This is a genomic window from Agromyces sp. NPDC058136 (assembly GCF_042884375.1).
Taxonomy (GTDB): Bacteria; Actinomycetota; Actinomycetes; order Actinomycetales; family Microbacteriaceae; genus Agromyces.
Genome location: NZ_JBHVUA010000006.1, coordinates 180,078 through 197,429, shown reverse-complemented (window position 1 = coordinate 197,429; position 17,352 = coordinate 180,078). Strand labels below are relative to the sequence as shown.

25 protein-coding genes are annotated in these 17,352 nt (G+C 72.0%); 12 read left to right on the top strand and 13 right to left on the bottom strand.

Annotation, left to right across the window (positions count from 1 at the left end; all coding sequences use genetic code 11):
• Positions 1-22 precede the first annotated feature (22 nt).
• Positions 23-982 (top strand): hypothetical protein, encoded by a 960-nt coding sequence (locus ACFVTX_RS16735; RefSeq protein WP_386902098.1) that lies wholly within the window; start codon positions 23-25, stop codon positions 980-982.
• On the opposite strand, the gene ACFVTX_RS16730 is transcribed toward ACFVTX_RS16735, so the two are convergent.
• Positions 973-1,494, bottom strand: a complete 522-nt coding sequence (locus tag ACFVTX_RS16730) for a macro domain-containing protein (RefSeq protein WP_386902096.1) — start codon at positions 1,492-1,494, stop codon at positions 973-975. The two genes, ACFVTX_RS16735 and ACFVTX_RS16730, sit on opposite strands and share 10 nt — an antisense overlap.
• An 83-nt stretch (positions 1,495-1,577) precedes the next feature.
• On the opposite strand from ACFVTX_RS16730, the gene rlmN reads away from it, so the two are divergent.
• On the top strand, positions 1,578-2,807 hold the full coding sequence (rlmN, locus tag ACFVTX_RS16725; protein WP_386902094.1) for a 23S rRNA (adenine(2503)-C(2))-methyltransferase RlmN: 1,230 nt from the start codon (positions 1,578-1,580) through the stop codon (positions 2,805-2,807).
• Between the two features lie 76 nt (positions 2,808-2,883).
• Here rlmN and ACFVTX_RS16720 read toward each other — a convergent pair whose 3' ends face one another.
• The 7 genes from ACFVTX_RS16720 to fdxA form a co-directional block, all read right to left on the bottom strand.
• On the bottom strand, positions 2,884-3,132 hold the full coding sequence (locus ACFVTX_RS16720; protein ID WP_386902092.1) for a DUF6457 domain-containing protein: 249 nt from the start codon (positions 3,130-3,132) through the stop codon (positions 2,884-2,886).
• A complete protein-coding gene (locus ACFVTX_RS16715; protein WP_386902090.1) occupies positions 3,129-3,755 on the bottom strand; it encodes a molybdenum cofactor guanylyltransferase in 627 nt (208 codons plus the stop codon). Before ACFVTX_RS16715 ends, ACFVTX_RS16720 begins: the two co-directional genes overlap by 4 nt.
• A complete protein-coding gene (locus ACFVTX_RS16710) occupies positions 3,746-5,023 on the bottom strand; it encodes a molybdopterin molybdotransferase MoeA (RefSeq protein WP_386902088.1) in 1,278 nt (425 codons plus the stop codon). Before ACFVTX_RS16710 ends, ACFVTX_RS16715 begins: the two co-directional genes overlap by 10 nt.
• Before the next feature lie 96 nt (positions 5,024-5,119).
• A complete protein-coding gene (locus tag ACFVTX_RS16705; protein ID WP_386902086.1) occupies positions 5,120-5,266 on the bottom strand; it encodes a hypothetical protein in 147 nt (48 codons plus the stop codon).
• Between the two features lie 2 nt (positions 5,267-5,268).
• Positions 5,269-5,901, bottom strand: a complete 633-nt coding sequence (locus tag ACFVTX_RS16700; protein WP_386902084.1) for a superoxide dismutase — start codon at positions 5,899-5,901, stop codon at positions 5,269-5,271.
• A gap of 52 nt (positions 5,902-5,953) precedes the next feature.
• Complete coding sequence (locus ACFVTX_RS16695) at positions 5,954-6,496, bottom strand: flavin reductase family protein (RefSeq protein WP_386902082.1); 543 nt, start codon at positions 6,494-6,496, stop codon at positions 5,954-5,956.
• The gene (gene fdxA / locus ACFVTX_RS16690; protein ID WP_386902080.1) at positions 6,493-6,852 is read right to left on the bottom strand and encodes a ferredoxin; all 360 of its coding nucleotides are present in this window, start codon (positions 6,850-6,852) and stop codon (positions 6,493-6,495) included. The genes ACFVTX_RS16695 and fdxA overlap by 4 nt, the downstream gene beginning before the upstream one ends.
• An 81-nt stretch (positions 6,853-6,933) precedes the next feature.
• Here fdxA and soxR point away from each other — a divergent pair, with 81 nt between their 5' ends.
• The 3 genes from soxR (at position 6,934) to ACFVTX_RS16675 (ending at position 9,497) form a co-directional block, all read left to right on the top strand.
• Positions 6,934-7,416, top strand: a complete 483-nt coding sequence (gene soxR / locus ACFVTX_RS16685; RefSeq protein ID WP_386902078.1) for a redox-sensitive transcriptional activator SoxR — start codon at positions 6,934-6,936, stop codon at positions 7,414-7,416.
• Positions 7,417-7,542: 126 nt separating this feature from the next.
• The gene (locus ACFVTX_RS16680) at positions 7,543-8,307 is read left to right on the top strand and encodes a type VI secretion system tube protein Hcp (protein ID WP_386902076.1); all 765 of its coding nucleotides are present in this window, start codon (positions 7,543-7,545) and stop codon (positions 8,305-8,307) included.
• Between the two features lie 275 nt (positions 8,308-8,582).
• Positions 8,583-9,497 (top strand): lytic transglycosylase domain-containing protein, encoded by a 915-nt coding sequence (locus ACFVTX_RS16675; RefSeq protein ID WP_386902074.1) that lies wholly within the window; start codon positions 8,583-8,585, stop codon positions 9,495-9,497.
• An 80-nt stretch (positions 9,498-9,577) separates the two neighbouring features.
• Here ACFVTX_RS16675 and msrA read toward each other — a convergent pair whose 3' ends face one another.
• Entirely contained in the window at positions 9,578-10,096 is a 519-nt protein-coding gene (gene msrA, locus ACFVTX_RS16670) for a peptide-methionine (S)-S-oxide reductase MsrA (RefSeq protein WP_386902072.1), read from the bottom strand.
• Between the two features lie 94 nt (positions 10,097-10,190).
• On the opposite strand from msrA, the gene ACFVTX_RS16665 reads away from it, so the two are divergent.
• From ACFVTX_RS16665 to ligD, 4 genes are read left to right on the top strand one after another with little or no spacing between them, the layout of a single operon-like run.
• On the top strand, positions 10,191-11,144 hold the full coding sequence (locus ACFVTX_RS16665) for a YihY/virulence factor BrkB family protein (RefSeq protein WP_386902070.1): 954 nt from the start codon (positions 10,191-10,193) through the stop codon (positions 11,142-11,144).
• A gap of 42 nt (positions 11,145-11,186) precedes the next feature.
• Positions 11,187-11,684 carry a nitroreductase family deazaflavin-dependent oxidoreductase gene (locus ACFVTX_RS16660; protein ID WP_386902068.1) on the top strand — a complete coding sequence of 166 codons (498 nt, stop codon included), beginning with the start codon at positions 11,187-11,189 and terminating at the stop codon, positions 11,682-11,684.
• A 33-nt stretch (positions 11,685-11,717) separates the two neighbouring features.
• Positions 11,718-11,996: a DUF2277 domain-containing protein gene (locus ACFVTX_RS16655; RefSeq protein WP_386902066.1), complete on the top strand. Its 279-nt coding sequence runs from the start codon at positions 11,718-11,720 to the stop codon at positions 11,994-11,996.
• Between the two features lie 32 nt (positions 11,997-12,028).
• Positions 12,029-13,066, top strand: coding sequence for a non-homologous end-joining DNA ligase (gene ligD / locus ACFVTX_RS16650; RefSeq protein ID WP_386902064.1), 1,038 nt, complete (start codon positions 12,029-12,031; stop codon positions 13,064-13,066).
• Between the two features lie 88 nt (positions 13,067-13,154).
• Here ligD and ACFVTX_RS16645 read toward each other — a convergent pair whose 3' ends face one another.
• Both ACFVTX_RS16645 and ACFVTX_RS16640 read right to left on the bottom strand, forming a co-directional pair.
• Positions 13,155-13,907: a GTP pyrophosphokinase family protein gene (locus tag ACFVTX_RS16645; protein WP_386902062.1), complete on the bottom strand. Its 753-nt coding sequence runs from the start codon at positions 13,905-13,907 to the stop codon at positions 13,155-13,157.
• Positions 13,908-14,003: 96 nt separating this feature from the next.
• On the bottom strand, positions 14,004-14,420 hold the full coding sequence (locus ACFVTX_RS16640; protein WP_386902060.1) for a YchJ family protein: 417 nt from the start codon (positions 14,418-14,420) through the stop codon (positions 14,004-14,006).
• Between the two features lie 185 nt (positions 14,421-14,605).
• Here ACFVTX_RS16640 and ACFVTX_RS16635 point away from each other — a divergent pair, with 185 nt between their 5' ends.
• Complete coding sequence (locus ACFVTX_RS16635; protein WP_386902058.1) at positions 14,606-15,442, top strand: hypothetical protein; 837 nt, start codon at positions 14,606-14,608, stop codon at positions 15,440-15,442.
• 30 nt (positions 15,443-15,472) lie between these two features.
• On the opposite strand, the gene ACFVTX_RS16630 is transcribed toward ACFVTX_RS16635, so the two are convergent.
• Entirely contained in the window at positions 15,473-15,766 is a 294-nt protein-coding gene (locus ACFVTX_RS16630; protein WP_386902057.1) for a GNAT family N-acetyltransferase, read from the bottom strand.
• 9 nt (positions 15,767-15,775) lie between these two features.
• Positions 15,776-16,165 carry an RNA-binding S4 domain-containing protein gene (locus ACFVTX_RS16625; RefSeq protein ID WP_386902055.1) on the bottom strand — a complete coding sequence of 130 codons (390 nt, stop codon included), beginning with the start codon at positions 16,163-16,165 and terminating at the stop codon, positions 15,776-15,778.
• Between the two features lie 53 nt (positions 16,166-16,218).
• Here ACFVTX_RS16625 and ACFVTX_RS16620 point away from each other — a divergent pair, with 53 nt between their 5' ends.
• Together ACFVTX_RS16620 and ACFVTX_RS16615 are read left to right on the top strand one after the other, a co-directional pair.
• A complete protein-coding gene (locus ACFVTX_RS16620; protein ID WP_386902053.1) occupies positions 16,219-16,668 on the top strand; it encodes an NUDIX domain-containing protein in 450 nt (149 codons plus the stop codon).
• 37 nt (positions 16,669-16,705) lie between these two features.
• A complete protein-coding gene (locus ACFVTX_RS16615) occupies positions 16,706-17,338 on the top strand; it encodes a CDP-alcohol phosphatidyltransferase family protein (RefSeq protein WP_386902051.1) in 633 nt (210 codons plus the stop codon).
• The last annotated feature ends 14 nt before the right edge of the window (positions 17,339-17,352 follow it).

Sequence of the window (17,352 nt, the reverse complement as noted above, 5' to 3'; positions counted from 1 at the left end):
CCCTCACTCCGACGGAGCTCCGATGGCGTCTGCCCCGCCCCCGAACGACCGCGCCCGCACCGACCGGCTGCAGCTCGCCCGATTGCTCGGGGCGGGCGCCGTGCTGGTGCTGCTCGCGGCGGCCGTCTGGGGTGGTGTGACGCTGCTCGTGCCCGCCGACGGGGCCTCTGCCGAGACGGTCGAGGTGATCGGCCCTGAGTACGAATCCGTGGAGATCGGCGCCGTCGCGGGCATGCGCCGTTTCGGGTTCGCGGCCGCATCGCCGTTGCGCGCGGCGGAGCGCGATCTCGCCGGGTTCTCCGATCCGGTGATCCTCGCCGAGATCGCCGACGAGCTCGCCGCACTCGACGTCGCACTCGAGGGGGGCGACGCCGAGACGCTCCGCGACGCTGTTGCGCGCATCGACGGCACCGCACCGGCACTGATCGAGCGCGTGCTCGTCGACGCCGAAGCGCGAATCGCCGCGGGGAGCTCGGCGGATGCCGGGGTGATCCAGGCCGCATGGGATGCGAGCGGCGCGATTCGATCGGTCGGGGTGGCTGCATCGGGAGGCGAGTTCGCGACGATGCGAGCGGCCGTCGAGGCCGTGACCGCGAGTCATGCGGCAGCGGTCGAAGCCGCGCGTGTCCGTGCCGCGGACGAGGCAGAGGAAACTTCCGGCGGAGGCGCGACCACCGGAGGGGCGGGGGCGACCCCGACCCCCGGCGGCGGGGGCTGCATCGTCGTGGGACCGGGCGGTTGCGGCGGGCCGATCGTCGTCACCGCGCTCGGATCGTACGTCGGGAGTTGCCCGGCGGGCACGATGTCGCACGTGTTCGATGCGCGGCTCCGCTCAGGCGCCGTGACGCTCGACTATTCGTTCGAGTACACCTACTCGATCGACGGGCATGGCCTCGCGGTCATGCACTGCGACCCCGAGGGGTGGGGCGACTCTCCTGCGCACGGCCCCGGCCCGCTGCCCGACCCCGTCCCTCAGGGCTGATCGCCGCCCGTCCGTGCGGCGATCGCCGTCGCCACCTCGTCGAAGATCGCGGCATCGCGCGCGACGATCGACGCCTGGACCACGCGCGTGTCGGCATCCATGAGGGTGTCGATCGCCACGGCGATCGCGTCGTCGAGGGGCCACCCGTACACGCCGGCGCTCACGAGCGGGAACGCGATCGTGCGCACGGCGAGCTCGTCGGCGACGGCGAGCGCCCGTCGGTAGCAGGAGATGAGGAGTGAGCGGTCGCGCTCGCCGGCGGTGAAGTTCGGTCCGACGGTGTGGATGACCCAGGCGGCGGGCAGGTCGCCGGCCGTCGTCCATCCGGCGTCCCCGGTCGCGAGGCCGTACGGGAAACGGGCGACGCAGTCGCGCAGGATCACCGGGCCGCCCGCACGGTGGATCGCGCCGTCGACGCCGCCACCGCCGCGCATGGCGTTGTTCGCGGCGTTGACGATCGCGTCGACGCGTTGCTCGGTCAGGTCGCCGTGGACGGCGATGACATCGGCCATGTCTCCAGTGTGGCACCGGGCGAACCGATCGACGCGGAAGCGGCATCCGGCATTCGCACGGTTTGGCCGCGTACCCTTGCAAGGTGACGAACTCGACCGAACAGACCACCGCCGACGCGGTGCGCCGTACGAAACCCCGCCAGGTTCGCCCCGCGACCGAGGGGTGGGAGCAGAAGAAGGGGCCCGACGGCCGCCCGATGCTGCAGTTCGCGTCGCCCAAGCGCGGCAAGCCGCCCGTGCATCTCGCCGACATCGCGCCCGCCGACCGCAAGGCGCACGTCGCCGAACTCGGGTTCCCCGGGTACCGTGCGGCACAGCTCGCGACGCACTACTTCGTGCACCACACGAACGACGCCGCCGAGATGAGCGACCTGCCGGCCTCCTCGCGCGACGAACTCGTCGCCGCGGTGCTGCCGCCGCTCCTCACCGAGGTGCGCCGCTTCGCGACGGACAACGGCGACACCATCAAGTTCCTGTGGAAGCTGCACGACGGCGCCCTCGTCGAGTCGGTGCTCATGCGCTACCCCGGCCGCGTCACGCTGTGCGTGTCGAGCCAGGCCGGGTGCGGCATGAACTGCCCGTTCTGCGCGACCGGGCAGGCCGGCCTCACCCGCAACATGTCGGCCGCCGAGATCGTCGAGCAGGTCGTCATGGCGAACGCGGCCCTCGGGCGTGGCGAGCTCGGCGGGCGCAAGAAGGGCGACCACACGCCCGACCGCGTCTCGAACATCGTGTTCATGGGCATGGGGGAGCCGCTCGCGAACTACGCACGACTCATGTCGGCCGTGCGCACCATGCTCGCCCCCGCACCCGACGGCCTCGGCATGTCGGCTCGCGGCATCACCGTGTCGACCGTCGGCCTCGTGCCCGCGATCAAGAAGCTCGCCGACGAGGACCTGCCGGTCACCTTCGCGCTCAGCCTGCACGCGCCCGACGACCAGCTGCGCGACGAGCTCATCCCCGTGAACTCGCGGTGGAAGGTCGACGAGGCCCTCGACGCCGCGCGCGCCTACTTCGACAAGACCGGGCGTCGCGTGTCGATCGAGTACGCGCTCATCAAAGACATGAACGACCACGGCTGGCGCGCCGACCTGCTCGCAGAGAAGCTCAACGAGCGCGGCCACGGCTGGGTGCACGTGAACCCGATCCCGCTGAACCCGACGCCCGGCTCGATCTGGACGGCCTCCGAGAAGGACGTGCAGCAGGAGTTCGTGCGGCGTCTCGAGGCGGCCGGCATCCCGACGACGATCCGCGACACCCGCGGCAAGGAGATCGACGGCGCCTGCGGGCAGCTCGCCGCGGCCGACGCCTGAGCGTCCGAGCGGTGCCGCGCTCGCGCTCGCGTTCGAGCGAGTGCGCGCATCGCGGCTCGGTGCGGCGCTCGACGCGTCAGACGGTGCGCGCCGCGAGCGCGGCACGGGTGATCTCGGCCGCGTCGGCCGGGCTCACGCCCCGGGCGACCGCGAGGCCGATGAGGTAGGTCGTCAGCGGGCCCGCGGGGCGGGTGATGCCGTGCGCGGCCTCGCGGGTGAGGTCGAGCAGCAGACCGGTGGGCACTTCGCCTGCGGCGAGGCCGAGCCCGAGGGCGTCGGCCAGCTCGTCGACCCAGCCGTCGAGCTCTGCGGGGGTGTCGGTCATGGGTGATCCTCTCGTGGGGGCACGGCCGGGCGGCTCGTGCTCCGATACTGCTCGATGTCGGGCCAGGTGTCGAGATCGAGGGCGGCGTCGTCGCGGTCGGGCAGGGTCGCGATGCGCAGCGGTGCCAGGAGGGCGCGCATCGACGCCCCGTCGACGGCCGGGAGCGCGGCGACCGCGTCGCGCAGCGCGGCGAGGCGGTAGCGCCCGGCGAGCCATTGGGCGCGCCCCGCGTCGTCGACGAGCACGAGCGCGTCGGCGCCGGCCGGCAGCGGCGCGTCGCCGAGGGCGGCGACGATGCGATCGGCGTGCGGCAGATCGCAGGCGAGCAGCCAGGTCTCGACGGCGGATGCCTCGAGCACGCCGAGTGCGGCCGAGATCGCCGCGACGGGGCCGCCGAATGGCGGGTCCTCGCGCACGAGCTCGATGCCCGGGCGCGCGAGCGTCGGTGGGCCCACGACGACGATCGGCGCGCTGTCCGCGACGGCGGCGAGCACATGGTCGACCAGCGGGCGCCCGTCGACGACGACGGCGGCCTTGTCGGCACCGTCGAGCCGAGCGGCGCGACCCCCGGCGAGCACGATCGCGGCGGGTGCGGGCGCCGAGGCCGCGTCGTTCACCCGCACGGCAGCACCTCGACGAGGTCGCCCGCCTCGACGCGGGTGACCTCGGGGGCGACGACCGCGAGCCCCGCGGCGTCGGCGAGCGAGCGCACGCGATGGGAGCCGCCGGCGCGGCCCGCGACCGGCGCGACGCCGCCGTCGCGGAACTCGACTGCGACGAACTGGGTCCGCCCGAGCGGCGACGACCATGCCGCGGCCGCCGGCACGCGCAACGTCGGTCGATCGGGCGAGGCGTGCCCGGCCATCACCCGCAGCGCCGGGCGGACGATCACCTCGAACGACACCGCCACGGCGACCGGGTTCCCGGGCAGGCAGAACACGGGCACCCCGCCGACGACGCCGAATCCCTCGTGCCGCCCCGGCTGCATGGCGACCGCGTCGAACCGCACCGCGTCGCTCGTGCCGAACACGGCCCGCACCGGGTCGAACGCGCCGACCGCCGCGCCGCCCGAGAGCACGACGGCGTCGACGCCGAGCCGTTCGGCATCCTGCTCGACGAGCACCTCGCCGAGGGTCGGGCCCGATTCGGACTCACGGTCAAGCATCCGCCCGAGCTCGAGTCGCAGGGCGTCGCCGTCGTCGGGCACCACGACCGCGTGCGTCACCCGGGCGCCCGCGGCTCGCAACGCCGCCTCGAGCAGCACGGAGTTCGACTCGGGGATCTGCCCGCGTGCGGGCGTCGCGCCGGGGGCCACGAGTTCGGATCCGGTCGAGATGACGGCGACCCGTGGCATCCGCCGAACGACGACCTGGTCTCGCCCGGCCGATGCGATCGCCGAGAGCTGCCACGGCCCGAGCTCGACACCTGCGGCGACCGCAGGCTCGCCGGCCGCGGCATCCTCGCCGGCGCGACGCACGTTCGCACCCACGGCGGGCGCGACCGTGACCTCGACCGTCGGGGGCGGGGCGCTTCCGGCCGCCGCGCCGCCGAGCCCCTCGGCCGTGTGCTCGAGCGGCACGACCGCGTCGGCGCCGCTCGGCATGGGCGCGCCCGTCATGATGCGCACCGCCTCGCCGGGGCCGATCGGCGGGTCGTCCGCTGAACCGGCCGCGACGTCGGCGACCACGCGGAGCCGTGCGCCGGCCCGGGCGGAGGCGGCCTGCACGGCGTAGCCGTCCATCGCGGAGTTGTCGAAGAGCGGGATGGGCCAGCGCGTCGACACCGTCTCGGCGAGCACGGCACCCAGCGCCTCGCCGAGCGGCAGGCGTTCGACGGGCAGCAGCGGGAGCTGCGCCTCGAGGCGTTCGCGGTAGTCGGCGAGGGTGATCACGGCGTGCGGTGCTCCACAGGGCGGGCCATGGCTCCACGCTAGCGCGAGCGCCCCGTGGTGAGCGCCCGCCGAGCGGCGCACCGGGCCCGGCGCGGCTCAGCGCTGCAGCGCGGCGATGATCGCGCCGATCGCGACGAGCGCGATGATGCCGACGAGTCCCCATCTGCGCAACTGCACCGCGAGCAGGGCGTGCGAGAGACGCCGACGCGGACGCCGACGTCTCTTCGCACGCTCAGAGGTCATACTCAGACGATACCCGGCACGATGAGGCCGCTCGTCGCCGTGCGGGCGCGGTCGAAGCGGGCGGCGACGTCCGCCCAGTTCACGACCTCCCAGAACGCCTTCACGTAGTCGGCGCGCACGTTCTTGTAGTCGAGGTAGTAGGCGTGCTCCCACACGTCGAGCTGCAGCAGGGGAGTGACGCCGAGCGGCGCGTTGCCCTGCTGGTCGAACAGCTGGAACACGACGGGGCGCGCGCCGATCGAGTCCCACGCGAGCACCGACCAGCCCGAACCCTGGACGCCGAGCGCAGTCGCCCCGAAGTGCGCGCGGAACGCGTCGATCGAGCCGAACGCGTCCTCGAGCGCCGCGGCGAGCTCGCCCTCGGGAGCGCCGCCGCCGTCGGGCGACATGTTCTCCCAGAACACGGAGTGGTTGATGTGGCCGCCGAGGTTGAACGCGAGGTCCTTCTCGAGCTTGTTGACGTTCGCGAGGCTGCCGGTCGCCCGGGCCTCGGCGAGCTGCTCGAGCGCGGTGTTCGCACCCGTCACGTAGGCCTGGTGGTGCTTCGAGTGGTGCAGCTCCATGATCGTCGCCGAGATGTGCGGGGCGAGCGCCGCGTAGTCGTAGGGCAGATCGGGCAGGGTGTACGTCGACATTGCATGTCTCCTTCTCACGGGTGACCGCGCGCGGCTGCGCACGGCCGGCACTTCAGAGTCCGGATGCCTCGGGGTCGAGGCTGAGGAACCGGCGGTCGTGATACACGAGCGGCGGAGCAGCGGGGCCTGGGAGAACCTCGAGCACCTCGGCGACGACGAGCGTCGAGCTGCCGACGGGCACGAGCTGGAGGGCCCGGCAGCGAAACGCGGCACGGGCCTCCGCGAGCAGCGGTTCGCCCGTGGGCAGCCTGGTCCAGCCCTGCTCCGGCGTGAAGCGCGGTGCCCCCGAGCGTGCGAACGCGCGGGCGACGTCGACCTGGTGGTCGGCGAGCAACTGCACGACGAACGTCTCGGCGCCGAGCAGCGCGCCTGCCGAGCCCGTCGCACGGGTCACCGAGAACGAGAGCACCGGCGGGTCGGCCGCGACCGAGGCGAGGCTCGAGGCCGTGAGGCCGACGGGGCCGGTCGCGCTCGCCGCGGAGACGAGCGCCACTCCGGCGGGGTGCACCCGGAACGCGGCCTTGAAGTCGTCGCCGCGCGCGGCGACGACGGGGTCGACGGGTTCGGTGAGTGCGGTGTGGCGCGCGGGGTTCACTCGTGGCCGCCCTGCGGCGCCAGCGCGGCGACGATCGGGTGGTCGTAGGCGAGCACGCCCGTCTTCGCGGCGCCGCCGGGGGAGCCGAGTGGCGGTGCGCCCGCGGCCGCGCCGGTGGGGGTGATCTCGAAGAACTCGACGTTGGCCTTGTAGTAGTCGGCCCACTCGTCGGGCAGGTCGTCCTCGTAGTAGATCGCCTCGACGGGGCAGACCGGCTCGCATGCACCGCAGTCGACGCACTCGTCGGGGTGGATGTAGAGCGAACGCTCACCCTCGTAGATGCAGTCGACGGGGCACTCGTCGATGCACGCCTTGTCCTTGACGTCGACGCAGGGGAGGGCGATCACGTAGGTCACAGGATCACTCCGGGGAAGCAGCGCATGCGTCAAGCCTAAAACCTCAAGTAGCCTTGAAGTCCAATCGAGGGGAGTCGCGCCATGACCGAGCAGCCGAAGCACGCCCCCGACGAGCTCCTCACCGTCGGCGAGATGAGCCGTCGCACCGGCGTTGCACCCTCGGCGCTGCGCTTCTACGAGGAGCTCGGCCTCATCGCCTCCCAGCGTACGGGCGGCAACCAACGCCGCTACCCGCGGCACATGTTGCGCCGGGTCTCGCTCGTCGTCGTCGCGAAGCGCCTCGGCATTCCGCTCGGCGATGTGCAGCAGGCGTTCGAGCACGTCCCGCTCGACCGCACGCCGAGCCACGAGGACTGGCAGCGCGCCTCGCGCAGGTGGAAGCGGCGGCTCGAGGAACGACGGCTCGGCATCGAGCGCCTCGAGCGAGAACTCACCGGCTGCATCGGCTGCGGATGCCTCTCGATGAAGGCCTGCGGGCTCCTCAACCCCGACGACGCGCTCGGCGACGACGGCACCGGAGCGCGCCGCCTCGACGTGCCCGACGACGTGCCCTCAGGCGACTGACGCGCTCGCGCGGTCCGTGCCTCAGTGTTGGCTCGGATGTCGCCGCCCGCGTGCGGGTGGACGCTCGGCCTGCGCCCCGGTTCGCACTCGGGCCGGCACCCGAGGCCGCGGGCGGAGGGGGATGTCATGGACGGACGAAGGAAGCGGATGCTCGCCGGGACGATCGCGGGAGCGCTGGCGCTCTCGGGACTCGTCTTCGTCGGGGCCCAGCTCGCGAGCGCCGCCGAGACCGGGACGCAGACGCTCGCCGCCTGCGTCGACGCGAAGGGGAAGATGCGCATGGTCGACCCGTCGACCACGTGCGCGAACGGCGAGCGGCTCGTGACGTGGGCGGTCGCCGGCCCACAGGGGCCGGAGGGGCCGCAGGGCCCCGAAGGTCCGGAGGGGCCCGAAGGTCCTGAAGGGCCCCGAGGCGAGCAGGGCGAACCGGGTGAGGGCGGCTCGGGCGGCGGTGCACCCGCAGTCGCGGGCTACCTCGACATCGCGACGATGCCCGGCGACGCGGTGCGCGAGGGCTTCGAGGGGCAGATCGAACTCACCTCGTTCCAGTTCGGAGCCGCGTTGCCGGTCTCGCCCTCGCCCGGCGGCGGAGGTGCTGCGGGCGTTCCGACCGTGAGCGACGCGGTGATGACGAAGTCGACCGACCGGGCGTCGGTCCCGATGCTCGAAGCGCTCCTCCAGGCTCGGCAGGTGCCGGTCGCGAAGGTCACGCTCTGCGGCGACGCCGACTGCACGGCGGCGAAGCGCTCGGTGTACGAGCTGCGCGACCTCTTCATCAGTGCCGATGCGCACTCCGCTCCCGGTGGCAGCGAGAGTGTCAGCCTCACCTTCGGCAAATTGATCTACTCGGCGCGCGGCGACTCGGTGCAGTGGGAGCGCGGCATCCGGTAGTGCTCTCCAGGCGACCCGAGAGGGGCGGACTCCCGCGGGATTCCGCCCCTTCTCGTCGTTGTCGGGCCGGTTTCGCCTCGCGTGCCGCGCTCGCCGCGGAGCATCCCACTGGATACCGCGTCGAATTCGGTTTCTGATGACTTTCACAGGAAGAAGTGAGGTTCCGTCCAGAAGCTCTGTGCAGACTGGCAACTTCGCCCGGGCGCCCCCGCGTCCGAGGAACGTCGAACATAAGCCCGCTCGCGCTCGCGCGAGTCGGCGCCCAGGTGAATTTCATGCAGAACCAGTCTTCCCACACGAACACCCCTGAAGCATCCGCCCCCACTCGTCGCGCGCGTCGTGCACGCCGCAGCTGGCGCAAGGGCCCGATCGTCGCCGCAGGAGCCGTCGTCGCCGTCGGCGCCCTCGTCGGCTCCGGCTTCGCCGTGCAGTCGGCCGTGGCCGCGCAGCACGACAGCATCGCCGAGACCGCCGCGCTCAGCGCAGCGACGAACCTGCGGGTCGAGCAGCTCGGATCGCACGCGAACGTCCTCGAGGCGCGTGCCGTCAAGGCCGCCGAAGACACGCTGAGCGGTGCGAACGACACCATCACCGCCGCGGCCGGCAAGACCGACGCCACCGCGCTCGCCTCGTCGGTCGCCGCGCTCGAGGACTACCGACTGCTCGCGCCCGAACGCGTGTTCGCGCTCGCCGAGCAGACCGTCGCGCACACCGGTGCGGTGCAGCACGCGATCGCCGAGGCCGACCGCATCGCCGCCGAGCAGCAGGCGGCCGCCGAGGCGGCCGCTCGCGCCGCCGCCGAGGCCGCCGCAGCCGAGAAGGCCGCCTCGAGCGGTTCGAGCGGTTCCGGCTCGTCGGGCGGCAGCCGCCCGAGCGGCCCCGCGAACCCGAGCGGCGCGCAGGCGATCGCGCGCGACATGCTCGCAGCGCGCGGCATGGGCGACGACCAGTTCGGATGCCTCGTGGCGCTCTGGAACAAGGAATCGGGCTGGAACGTGTACGCCGAGAACCGCTCGAGCGGCGCCTACGGCATTCCGCAGGCACTGCCCGGTTCGAAGATGGGTTCGGTCGGTTCCGACTGGGCCACGAACCCCGCCACGCAGATCGAGTGGGGCCTCGGCTACATCGCCGGCCGTTACGGCACCCCCTGCGGCGCCTGGGACTCCTCGCAGTCGCGCGGCTGGTACTGACCGGCTCGCGATCCCGTGAGACGCGCGAAGGGCCGCGGCAGACGAATCGTCTGCCGCGGCCCTTCGGCGTCTCCGGCTCGCTACGCCACGGACTCGTTGCGCTTCGGCAACTTCCACCCGGGGCGCACGAAGTGGCAGGTGTACCCGTTCGGGTAGCGCTCGAGGTAGTCCTGGTGCTCGGGCTCGGCCTCCCAGAAGGGGCCGGCGGGGGTCACCTCGGTCGTCGCGGGCCCGGGCCAGAGGCCCGACGCGTCGACGTCGGCGATCGTGTCGCGCGCGATGCGGGCCTGCTCCTCATTCGTCGGGAAGATCGCCGAACGATAGCTCGTGCCGAGGTCATTGCCCTGACGGTTCTTCGTCGAGGGATCGTGGATCTGGAAGAAGAACTCGAGCAGGTCGCGGTAGCTGATCGTCTCGGGGTCGAACACGATCTCGATCGCCTCGGCGTGCGTGCCGTGGTTGCGGTAGGTCGCGTTCGGCACGTCGCCGCCGGTGTAGCCGACCCGCGTGTCGAGCACGCCTGGGCGCTTGCGGATCAGGTCCTCGACTCCCCAGAAACAGCCGCCGGCGAGAATGGCGGTCTCGGTACGTACGCTCATGGTCACTCCTGGTCTCTCGGGCCGCGTCTGCGGCCCACTCACTCCAACAACACGGGGGTGGCCGCTGTTCCGCGGTACTCGCTAGCCTGACACAATGGGCGCACGACCGGGGGAGAGAGCGTCGCACGGCGTCGTCGGCCGCTGGGTGCTGCGGTGGCGGCTTCTGCAACGCTGGGCGCTCGGCCTCGTGCCGGTGCAGGCGCTCGTCCGCTATTTCGCCCTCCACGGCCCGATGCTCGCCGACAGCGTGACCTATCGGGCGCTGTTCTCGGTGTTCGCCGGGGTCTTCCTCGGGTTCGCCGTCGCGGGCGTCTGGCTCGCAGGCAGGCCCGACGCCATCCAAGCGCTCGTCGACGCCGTCGATGCCGTGATTCCCGGGCTCTTCGGCGACGACGGGGTGATCGACCCCGAGCAGCTCGTCCAGCCCGTGACGCTCGGCATCGTCGGCCTGCTCGCGCTCGTCGGTCTCGTCGGCGCCGCGATCGGCGCGGTGGGCTCGCTCCGGGTCGCGTTCCGCGACATCGCCGAGCAGCCCGACGACCCGCGGTTCTTCGGATGGCTGATGTTCCGCGATTTCGTCTTCGCGGTCGCGTTCGGTGCGGCGTTCGTCGTCTCCGCGATGATCATGGTGCTGAGCACGGCCGCGCTCGGCACCGTGTTCGACTGGCTGGGTGTCTCGACCCGGTCGTTCTGGTTCGACGCGATGACGCGCACGCTCTCGGTGCTGCTCGCCTTCGCGATCGACACCGTCGCGATCGCCGTGATGTTCCGGCTGCTTTCGGGGATCCGCGTGCGGGCCCGCTCGCTCTGGCTGGGTGCGGTGATCGGCGGCATCGGACTCACCGGGCTGCAGGTGCTCTCCGGGTTGTTCGTCGGGGGTGCGATGGCGAATCCGCTGCTCGCGTCCTTCGCGGGGCTCGTGGCGCTGCTCATCTGGCTCAACCTCTCGAGCCAGGTCATCCTGATCGCGGGCTCCTTCATCGTCGCCGATCACCGAGTGCTGGAGGCGCAGGGCCGGAGCCCGATGCCCCATCGCGTCCGCGGCTGACCCTGCTTCCCCTCGATCGGGCACGCCTGCAGAATTGGGCGCATGCCCTCCGTGCTCCAGCTCGTCCGGTCCGTGGTCTCGCCGCTCACCCGAACCCGCGTGTTCCGCTGGGCGGCGCCGCGGGTGCTGCCGCCGATCGAGCGGGTCGTCGCCGCGCTGAGCGGAGGGCGGGTGCAGCTGAGCGCCCTGCTGGTGCCGTCGCTCGTGCTGCACACGACGGGGGCGCGCTCGGGCGAGCCGCGCGACACCGCCCTCATGTACACGCCCGACGGCGAGGGGAGGGCGATCGTCGCGGGGACGAGCTTCGCCCGCGACCGCCACCCCGCATGGACCTACAACCTGCTCGCGCATCCCGACGCGGCGATCACGGTTCGCGGTCGCGAGCTGCGGGTGCGTGCGAGCCTCGTGGGTGACGAGGGGCGTGATGCCGCGTGGGCGAGGATCGAGGCGCAGTGGCCCGGATACCGCGGCTACGAGCGCGAGTCGGGGCGCGTCGTCCGCCTGTTCGTGCTGCAACCGGTCGGCGACGAGCGAAGCTGAGCGTGCCTCAGCGGTGAGGCGTAGGCTCGGGGCATGTGCAGGAACATCCACACCCTCCACAACTTCGAGCCCGCCGCGAGCGATGACGAGGTGCACGCCGCCGCACTGCAGTTCGTGCGCAAGGTGAGCGGATCGACGAAGCCCTCGAAGGCCAACGCCGAGGCGTTCGACCGGGCCGTCGCCGAGATCGCCCACATCACCCGGCACCTGCTCGACGACCTCGTCACGAACGCGCCGCCGAAGGACCGCGAGGTCGAGGCGGAGAAGGCCCGCGCGAGAGCCGCCGTCAGATACCAGCGCGTGCCCGCCTGACACCGAAGCGTCGACGGAGTAGCGTGCCAGCCATGGCCGGCGATGCGATCGAGCTCACTGTTCCAGGGCCCCACGGCGAGCGCGCCGTGCGGCTCTCCAGCCCCACGCGGGTCATCTGGCCCGAGGCGGGCGTCACGAAACGCGAGCTCGCCGAGTACCTCATCGCCGTCGGCGAGCCGTTCATCGAGGCCAACGGCGATCGGCCGGTCTCCCTGCAGCGCTTCCCCGGCGGCATCGACGGCGAGCAGTTCTTCTCCAAGAACCCGCCGAAGGGCGCGCCCGAGTGGGTGCGGGCCGTCACCGTCACCTACCCGAGCGGGCGGAAGCATCCGCAGCTCGTGCTCGACGAACCCGCCGCCGCCGTCTGGGCGGCGCAGATGAACACCATCGTCTTCCACCCGTGGGCATCGCGCGCCGAACGCAGCGACCTCCCCGACGAGCTCCGCATCGACCTCGACCCGCAGCCGGGCACCGGATTCGCCGAAGCCGTGCCCGTCGCGCTCGCCCTCCGCGACCTCCTCGACGAGGTGGGCCTCACCGGCTACGTGAAGACCTCGGGCAGTCGTGGCATCCACGTGTTCGCGCCCATCGAGGCCGAACACGAGTTCCTCGACGTCCGCCACGCCGTCATCGCGCTCGGCCGCGAGCTCGAACGCCGCAGGCCCGACGAGGTCACCACGAACTGGTGGAAAGAGGAGCGCGGCGACCGCATCTTCATCGACTACAACCAGGCGAACCGCGACCGAACCATGGCGGGCGCCTACAGCCCGCGACCGCTGCCCGCGGCGACCGTCTCCTGCCCGCTCGAGTGGAGCGAGCTCGAACACGCCGACCCCGCCGCGCACACGATCCGCACCGTCCCGGCACGTCTCGCCGAGCAGGGCGACCCGTGGGCCGGAATGCACGAGCGGCCGGGCCGCATCGACACGCTGCTCGAATGGTGGGCACGAGACCTCGCCGACGGGCTCGGCGAACTCCCGTTCCCGCCCGACTTCCCGAAGATGCCGGGGGAGCCGACCCGGGTGCAGCCCAGCCGCGCCAAGAAGGTCGACGACCCCGCCGACGGCTGACGGGCGAGACCGCTCGGGAGCGACAGCTGACGGGCGAGACCGCTCGGGAGCGACGGCTGACGGGCGAGACCGCTCGGAACGCGACGCCTCAGATCGCGACGTTCCGGGAGCGCTCGGCGCCGTCGCGCAGCGGTCGCGGCGCCTCTGGGGCCTGCGGCGCCTCGGGCACCTGTGCCGGCCCGTGCACCTCCCGGTGCAACCGCTCCATGCGCACGTCGAGCTCGGCCGCGGTGTGCGCGGCATCCGTGAGGCCGTCGAGCAGCTCCTGCGGCACCTGGCGGTCGTACTTGTAGTAGATCTTGTGCTCGAGGCTCGCCCAGAAGTCCATGGCGATCGTGCGGATCTGCACCTCGACCGCCACCGGCTGCGGCCCCGTCGACAGGAACACCGGCACCTCGACGATGACGTGCAGGCTCTGGTACCCGTTCGGCTTCGGATTCGCGATGTAGTCCTTGACCTTCAGCACCCGGATGTCGCGCTGCGCCGTCAGCAGCTCGAAGATGCGGTACGCATCGGAGACGAAGCTGCACGTCACCCGCACCCCCGCGATGTCGGTCACCGTCTCGGCGATCGACGCGAAATCGGGCTCGATGCCCTTGCGCACCATCTTCGCGACGACGCTGTCGAGGCTCTTCAGCCGGCTCGAGATGTGCTCGATCGGGTTGTAGTCGTGCGCCTGGTTGAACTCCTCCCGCAGGATGGAGAGCTTCGTGATCACCTCGTCCATGCCGAACTTGTAGCGCAGCATGAAGCGCTCGGTCTCATCGCGGAGCGCCCGCATCTCGTCGAGCGTCTGCCCGTCGATGGTCTCGAGCGTGCGCTGGGCGCGGGCGGTCAGCATTGAGGGCGAATTCGGATGCCTCGTGGGACGAGTGCCGTCGAGCGGAGTCACAAGCTCACGGTAGGCGGTGATCCTCTGTATTCGCCCAGATCCCGCTCACTCGACCGCGTTGACGTACTGCCAGCGGCCTCCGGACCGCTCGAAACGGCTCACCTCGTGCTGTTCGCCGCGCTCGCCGTCGTGACGGAAGAACGCGACGAACTCGACGACGCCGTCACGGTCGAGGGGCCCGCCCCGCTCGGAGCGCACCACCTCGAGCCGCAACCAGCGGATCGACGGATCGAGATCGAGTTCGGCCGGCCTCGTCGACGGATGCCACGTGGCGAGCAGATAGCCCGCGTCGCCCGTGACGAACGCGGTGTACCGGGAGCGCATGAGCTGCACGGCCGTCGGAGCGTTCGCCTCGCCCGTGAGCAGGCGCCCGCAGCACTCGCCGAACACGAGGCCGCTGAGGCACGGGCACCGGTCGTCCGGGGCGGGGGAGACGAACGTCGCAGGGTCGGTCTGTGGCATCCATTCAGTATCGCCTGCGGCCGCGGCGGGGGATGGAGGGGTCCGCGCTCGCCGGAGCCCACCCATGATCCCCACAGGTGGAACTGAGGATCTCTTCAGATTCACGAGGCAGAGTGGCTCCTCGTGCCGCGCTCGGGGCCGCCCCCTGACCGAAAGCCAGATCTTCCGAGCGACTCAGACTTCTTATGCGAAACCAGACTTCCCCCAGCTCCGAAACCCCCACCATCGAACTCCCCGAGCACGCCCGGCGCGCGAACCGCCGTCGCCGCGTCTCACGGCGACGTCTCCTCGTCGCCGGCGCCATCGTCGGAGTCGCCCTCGTCGGCGGCACCGGCTTCGCCGTGCAGTCGGCCGTCGCCACGCAGGCGAGCATCGACGCGACCACCGCGCTCACCGAGAGCACCGGCGTCCGCTCGGAGCAGCTCGGCGCCTACAGCGCCATCGCCGAGGCGCGCACCCGCGCCAACGCGGAGGACACGATCTCCGCCGCGAACGCGACCCTCGCCGCCGTCGAGGGCAAGACCGACACCTCGGGCCTCGCCTCCTCGATCGCCTCGCTCGGCGAGTACCAGGTGCTCGGCCTCGACGAGATCGTCGACCTCTCGAAGCAGACCCGCGCCGAGGCTTCGAAGGCCTCCGCCGCGGCGGCCGAGTACGACCGTGTCCAGGCCGTCAAGGCGCAGGAGGCCGCCGAGGCGCTCGCCCAGGCGAACACGCCCGACGGCGCGAAGGCCGTGGCCCGTGAGATGGCCGCCTCGAAGTACGGCTGGGGCGCCGGCGAGTTCCAGTGCCTCGTGAACCTCTGGCAGAAGGAATCGGGCTGGTCGTACACCGCCTCCAACGCATCGAGCGGTGCCACCGGCATCCCGCAGTCGCTGCCCGGCAGCAAGATGGCGAGCGCCGGTGCCGACTGGCAGACCAACGCGGCCACGCAGGTCGCCTGGGGCCTCGACTACATCGAGCGCGCCTACGGCTCGCCGTGCGGCGCCTGGTCGCACTCGCAGTCGGTCAACTGGTACTGAGCCGGCGTCGGCTCGACGTCGACCCGCGGCTCACTCGAGCCGCGGGTCGAGCAGCGCCCGCCGCTCTGGGTGCCGGTCGAACCACTCGTCGACGTACCAGCAGCTCGGCACGATGCGGTGCTGCGAGTTCGCCTCCACGTCGTCGACGGCGAACCGCACCACCTCGCCGGCCAGTCCGGACCCGCGATAGCTCGGGTTCGTGAAGGTCCGGGTGAAGGCGACCGCGTCGCCGAGCACCCGGTAGTCGAGCACGCTCGCGATGGTGCCGTCGATCCGCAGCACGTAGCGCCGGGCGTCGGGTTCGTGGACGAGTTCCTTCTGCACGCCCTCAGGCTACGCCCGGAGGTCGTCGTCCCGGCCGCGCAGCCGTTCGAGGTCGCGACGTTCGCGCTTGGTCGGACGCCCGGCCCCGCGGTCGCGCACGACGACCGCGGCGACCTCCTCGCGGGGCAGCGGCGGCGGCGTGCGATCCTCCAACGCCTCGGCGGCGAGCGTCGCGGAGACCCGCTTCGCGATCGTGCGACGCACCACGAGATGCTGATCGAACCCCGCGACCCGAACGCGCACCTCGTCGCCCGGGCGCACCGGCTGCGCGGCCTTCACCCGTTCGCCGTTGACGCGCACATGCCCGGCGCGGCATGCCGCTGTCGCCGCGGATCGCGTCTTGAACCGGCGCACCGCCCACAGCCACGCATCCACGCGCACCGGCGCCTGATCGTCCATGTCCCCAGCCTACGGCGGCGCCCGCGACCGCCCGCGTACGTCATGCTGGACTCATGTCGGGAACGAGCGGTGACGCCTGGGTCGAGGGCCCTGGCGGCGAACGGTACTGGGGTCGATTCGGAGCGGCGGGGCTGCTCGTCCTCAGCCCGCGGACGGAGGTCCTGCTGCAGCACCGAGCCGAGTGGAGCCACTTCGGCGGCACCTGGGGCCTTCCCGGCGGAGCCCGGCACGAGGGCGAGTCGGCCGTCGACGCCGCCGTCCGGGAGGCCGGTGAGGAGGCGGGCGTTCCGGCCGAGTCGCTGTCCGTGCGCTTCACGAGCGTGCTCGACCTCGGCTACTGGTCGTACACGACGGTGGTCGCCGACGCCCTGGTGCGGTTCGACCCCGTGGTGAGCGACCCCGAGAGCATCGAGCTGCGCTGGGTGCCCGTCGACGAGGTCGGGCGGATGCCGCTGCACCCGCGATTCGGCGAATCCTGGCCCGGACTCTCCGCGCGGCTCTGACCCCGGGGCATGCCTCGCGCCGGATAGGATCGGTGCGATGGCTGGGGATCGCGCGGGGGGCGTCGGTTCGGAGATCTGGACGATCCCGAACATCCTCAGCATGCTCCGGCTCGCGCTGGTTCCGGTCTTCCTCGTGCTCATCGTCGCGGGCGACTACGTGTTCGCCCTCGTGGTGCTCGTGGTCGCGAGCCTCACCGATCTGCTCGACGGCTACCTCGCGCGCCGACTGGGCCAGATCACGCGTCTCGGGCAGCTGCTCGACCCCGCGGCCGACCGGCTGTACATCTTCGCCGCACTCGTCGGCCTCGCGGCCCAGGAGCTCGTGCCGTGGTGGATCGTCGTCGTGATCGTGTCCCGCGACGTGTTCCTGCTCGCGCTCGGCGTCGTGCTCGCGAACCACGGGTTCGGCCCGCTCCCGGTGCACCAGCTCGGCAAGGTCGCGACGTTCGCACTGTTCTTCGGGCTCCCCGTGATCATGCTCGGGCTCGCGTTCCCGGCCGTCGCCGTCGTCAGCGAACCGGTCGGCTGGGCCATCACCCTCTGGGGCGCGTTCCTCTACTGGTGGGCCGGGATCATCTATGCGATCGAGACCGCCCGGGTGATTCGACTGGCGCGGGTGGCGGGGGACGCGCGATCCGATACGCTTGAAGAGGGAGGTAGCCGTGGTTGATTCCGACAACACTC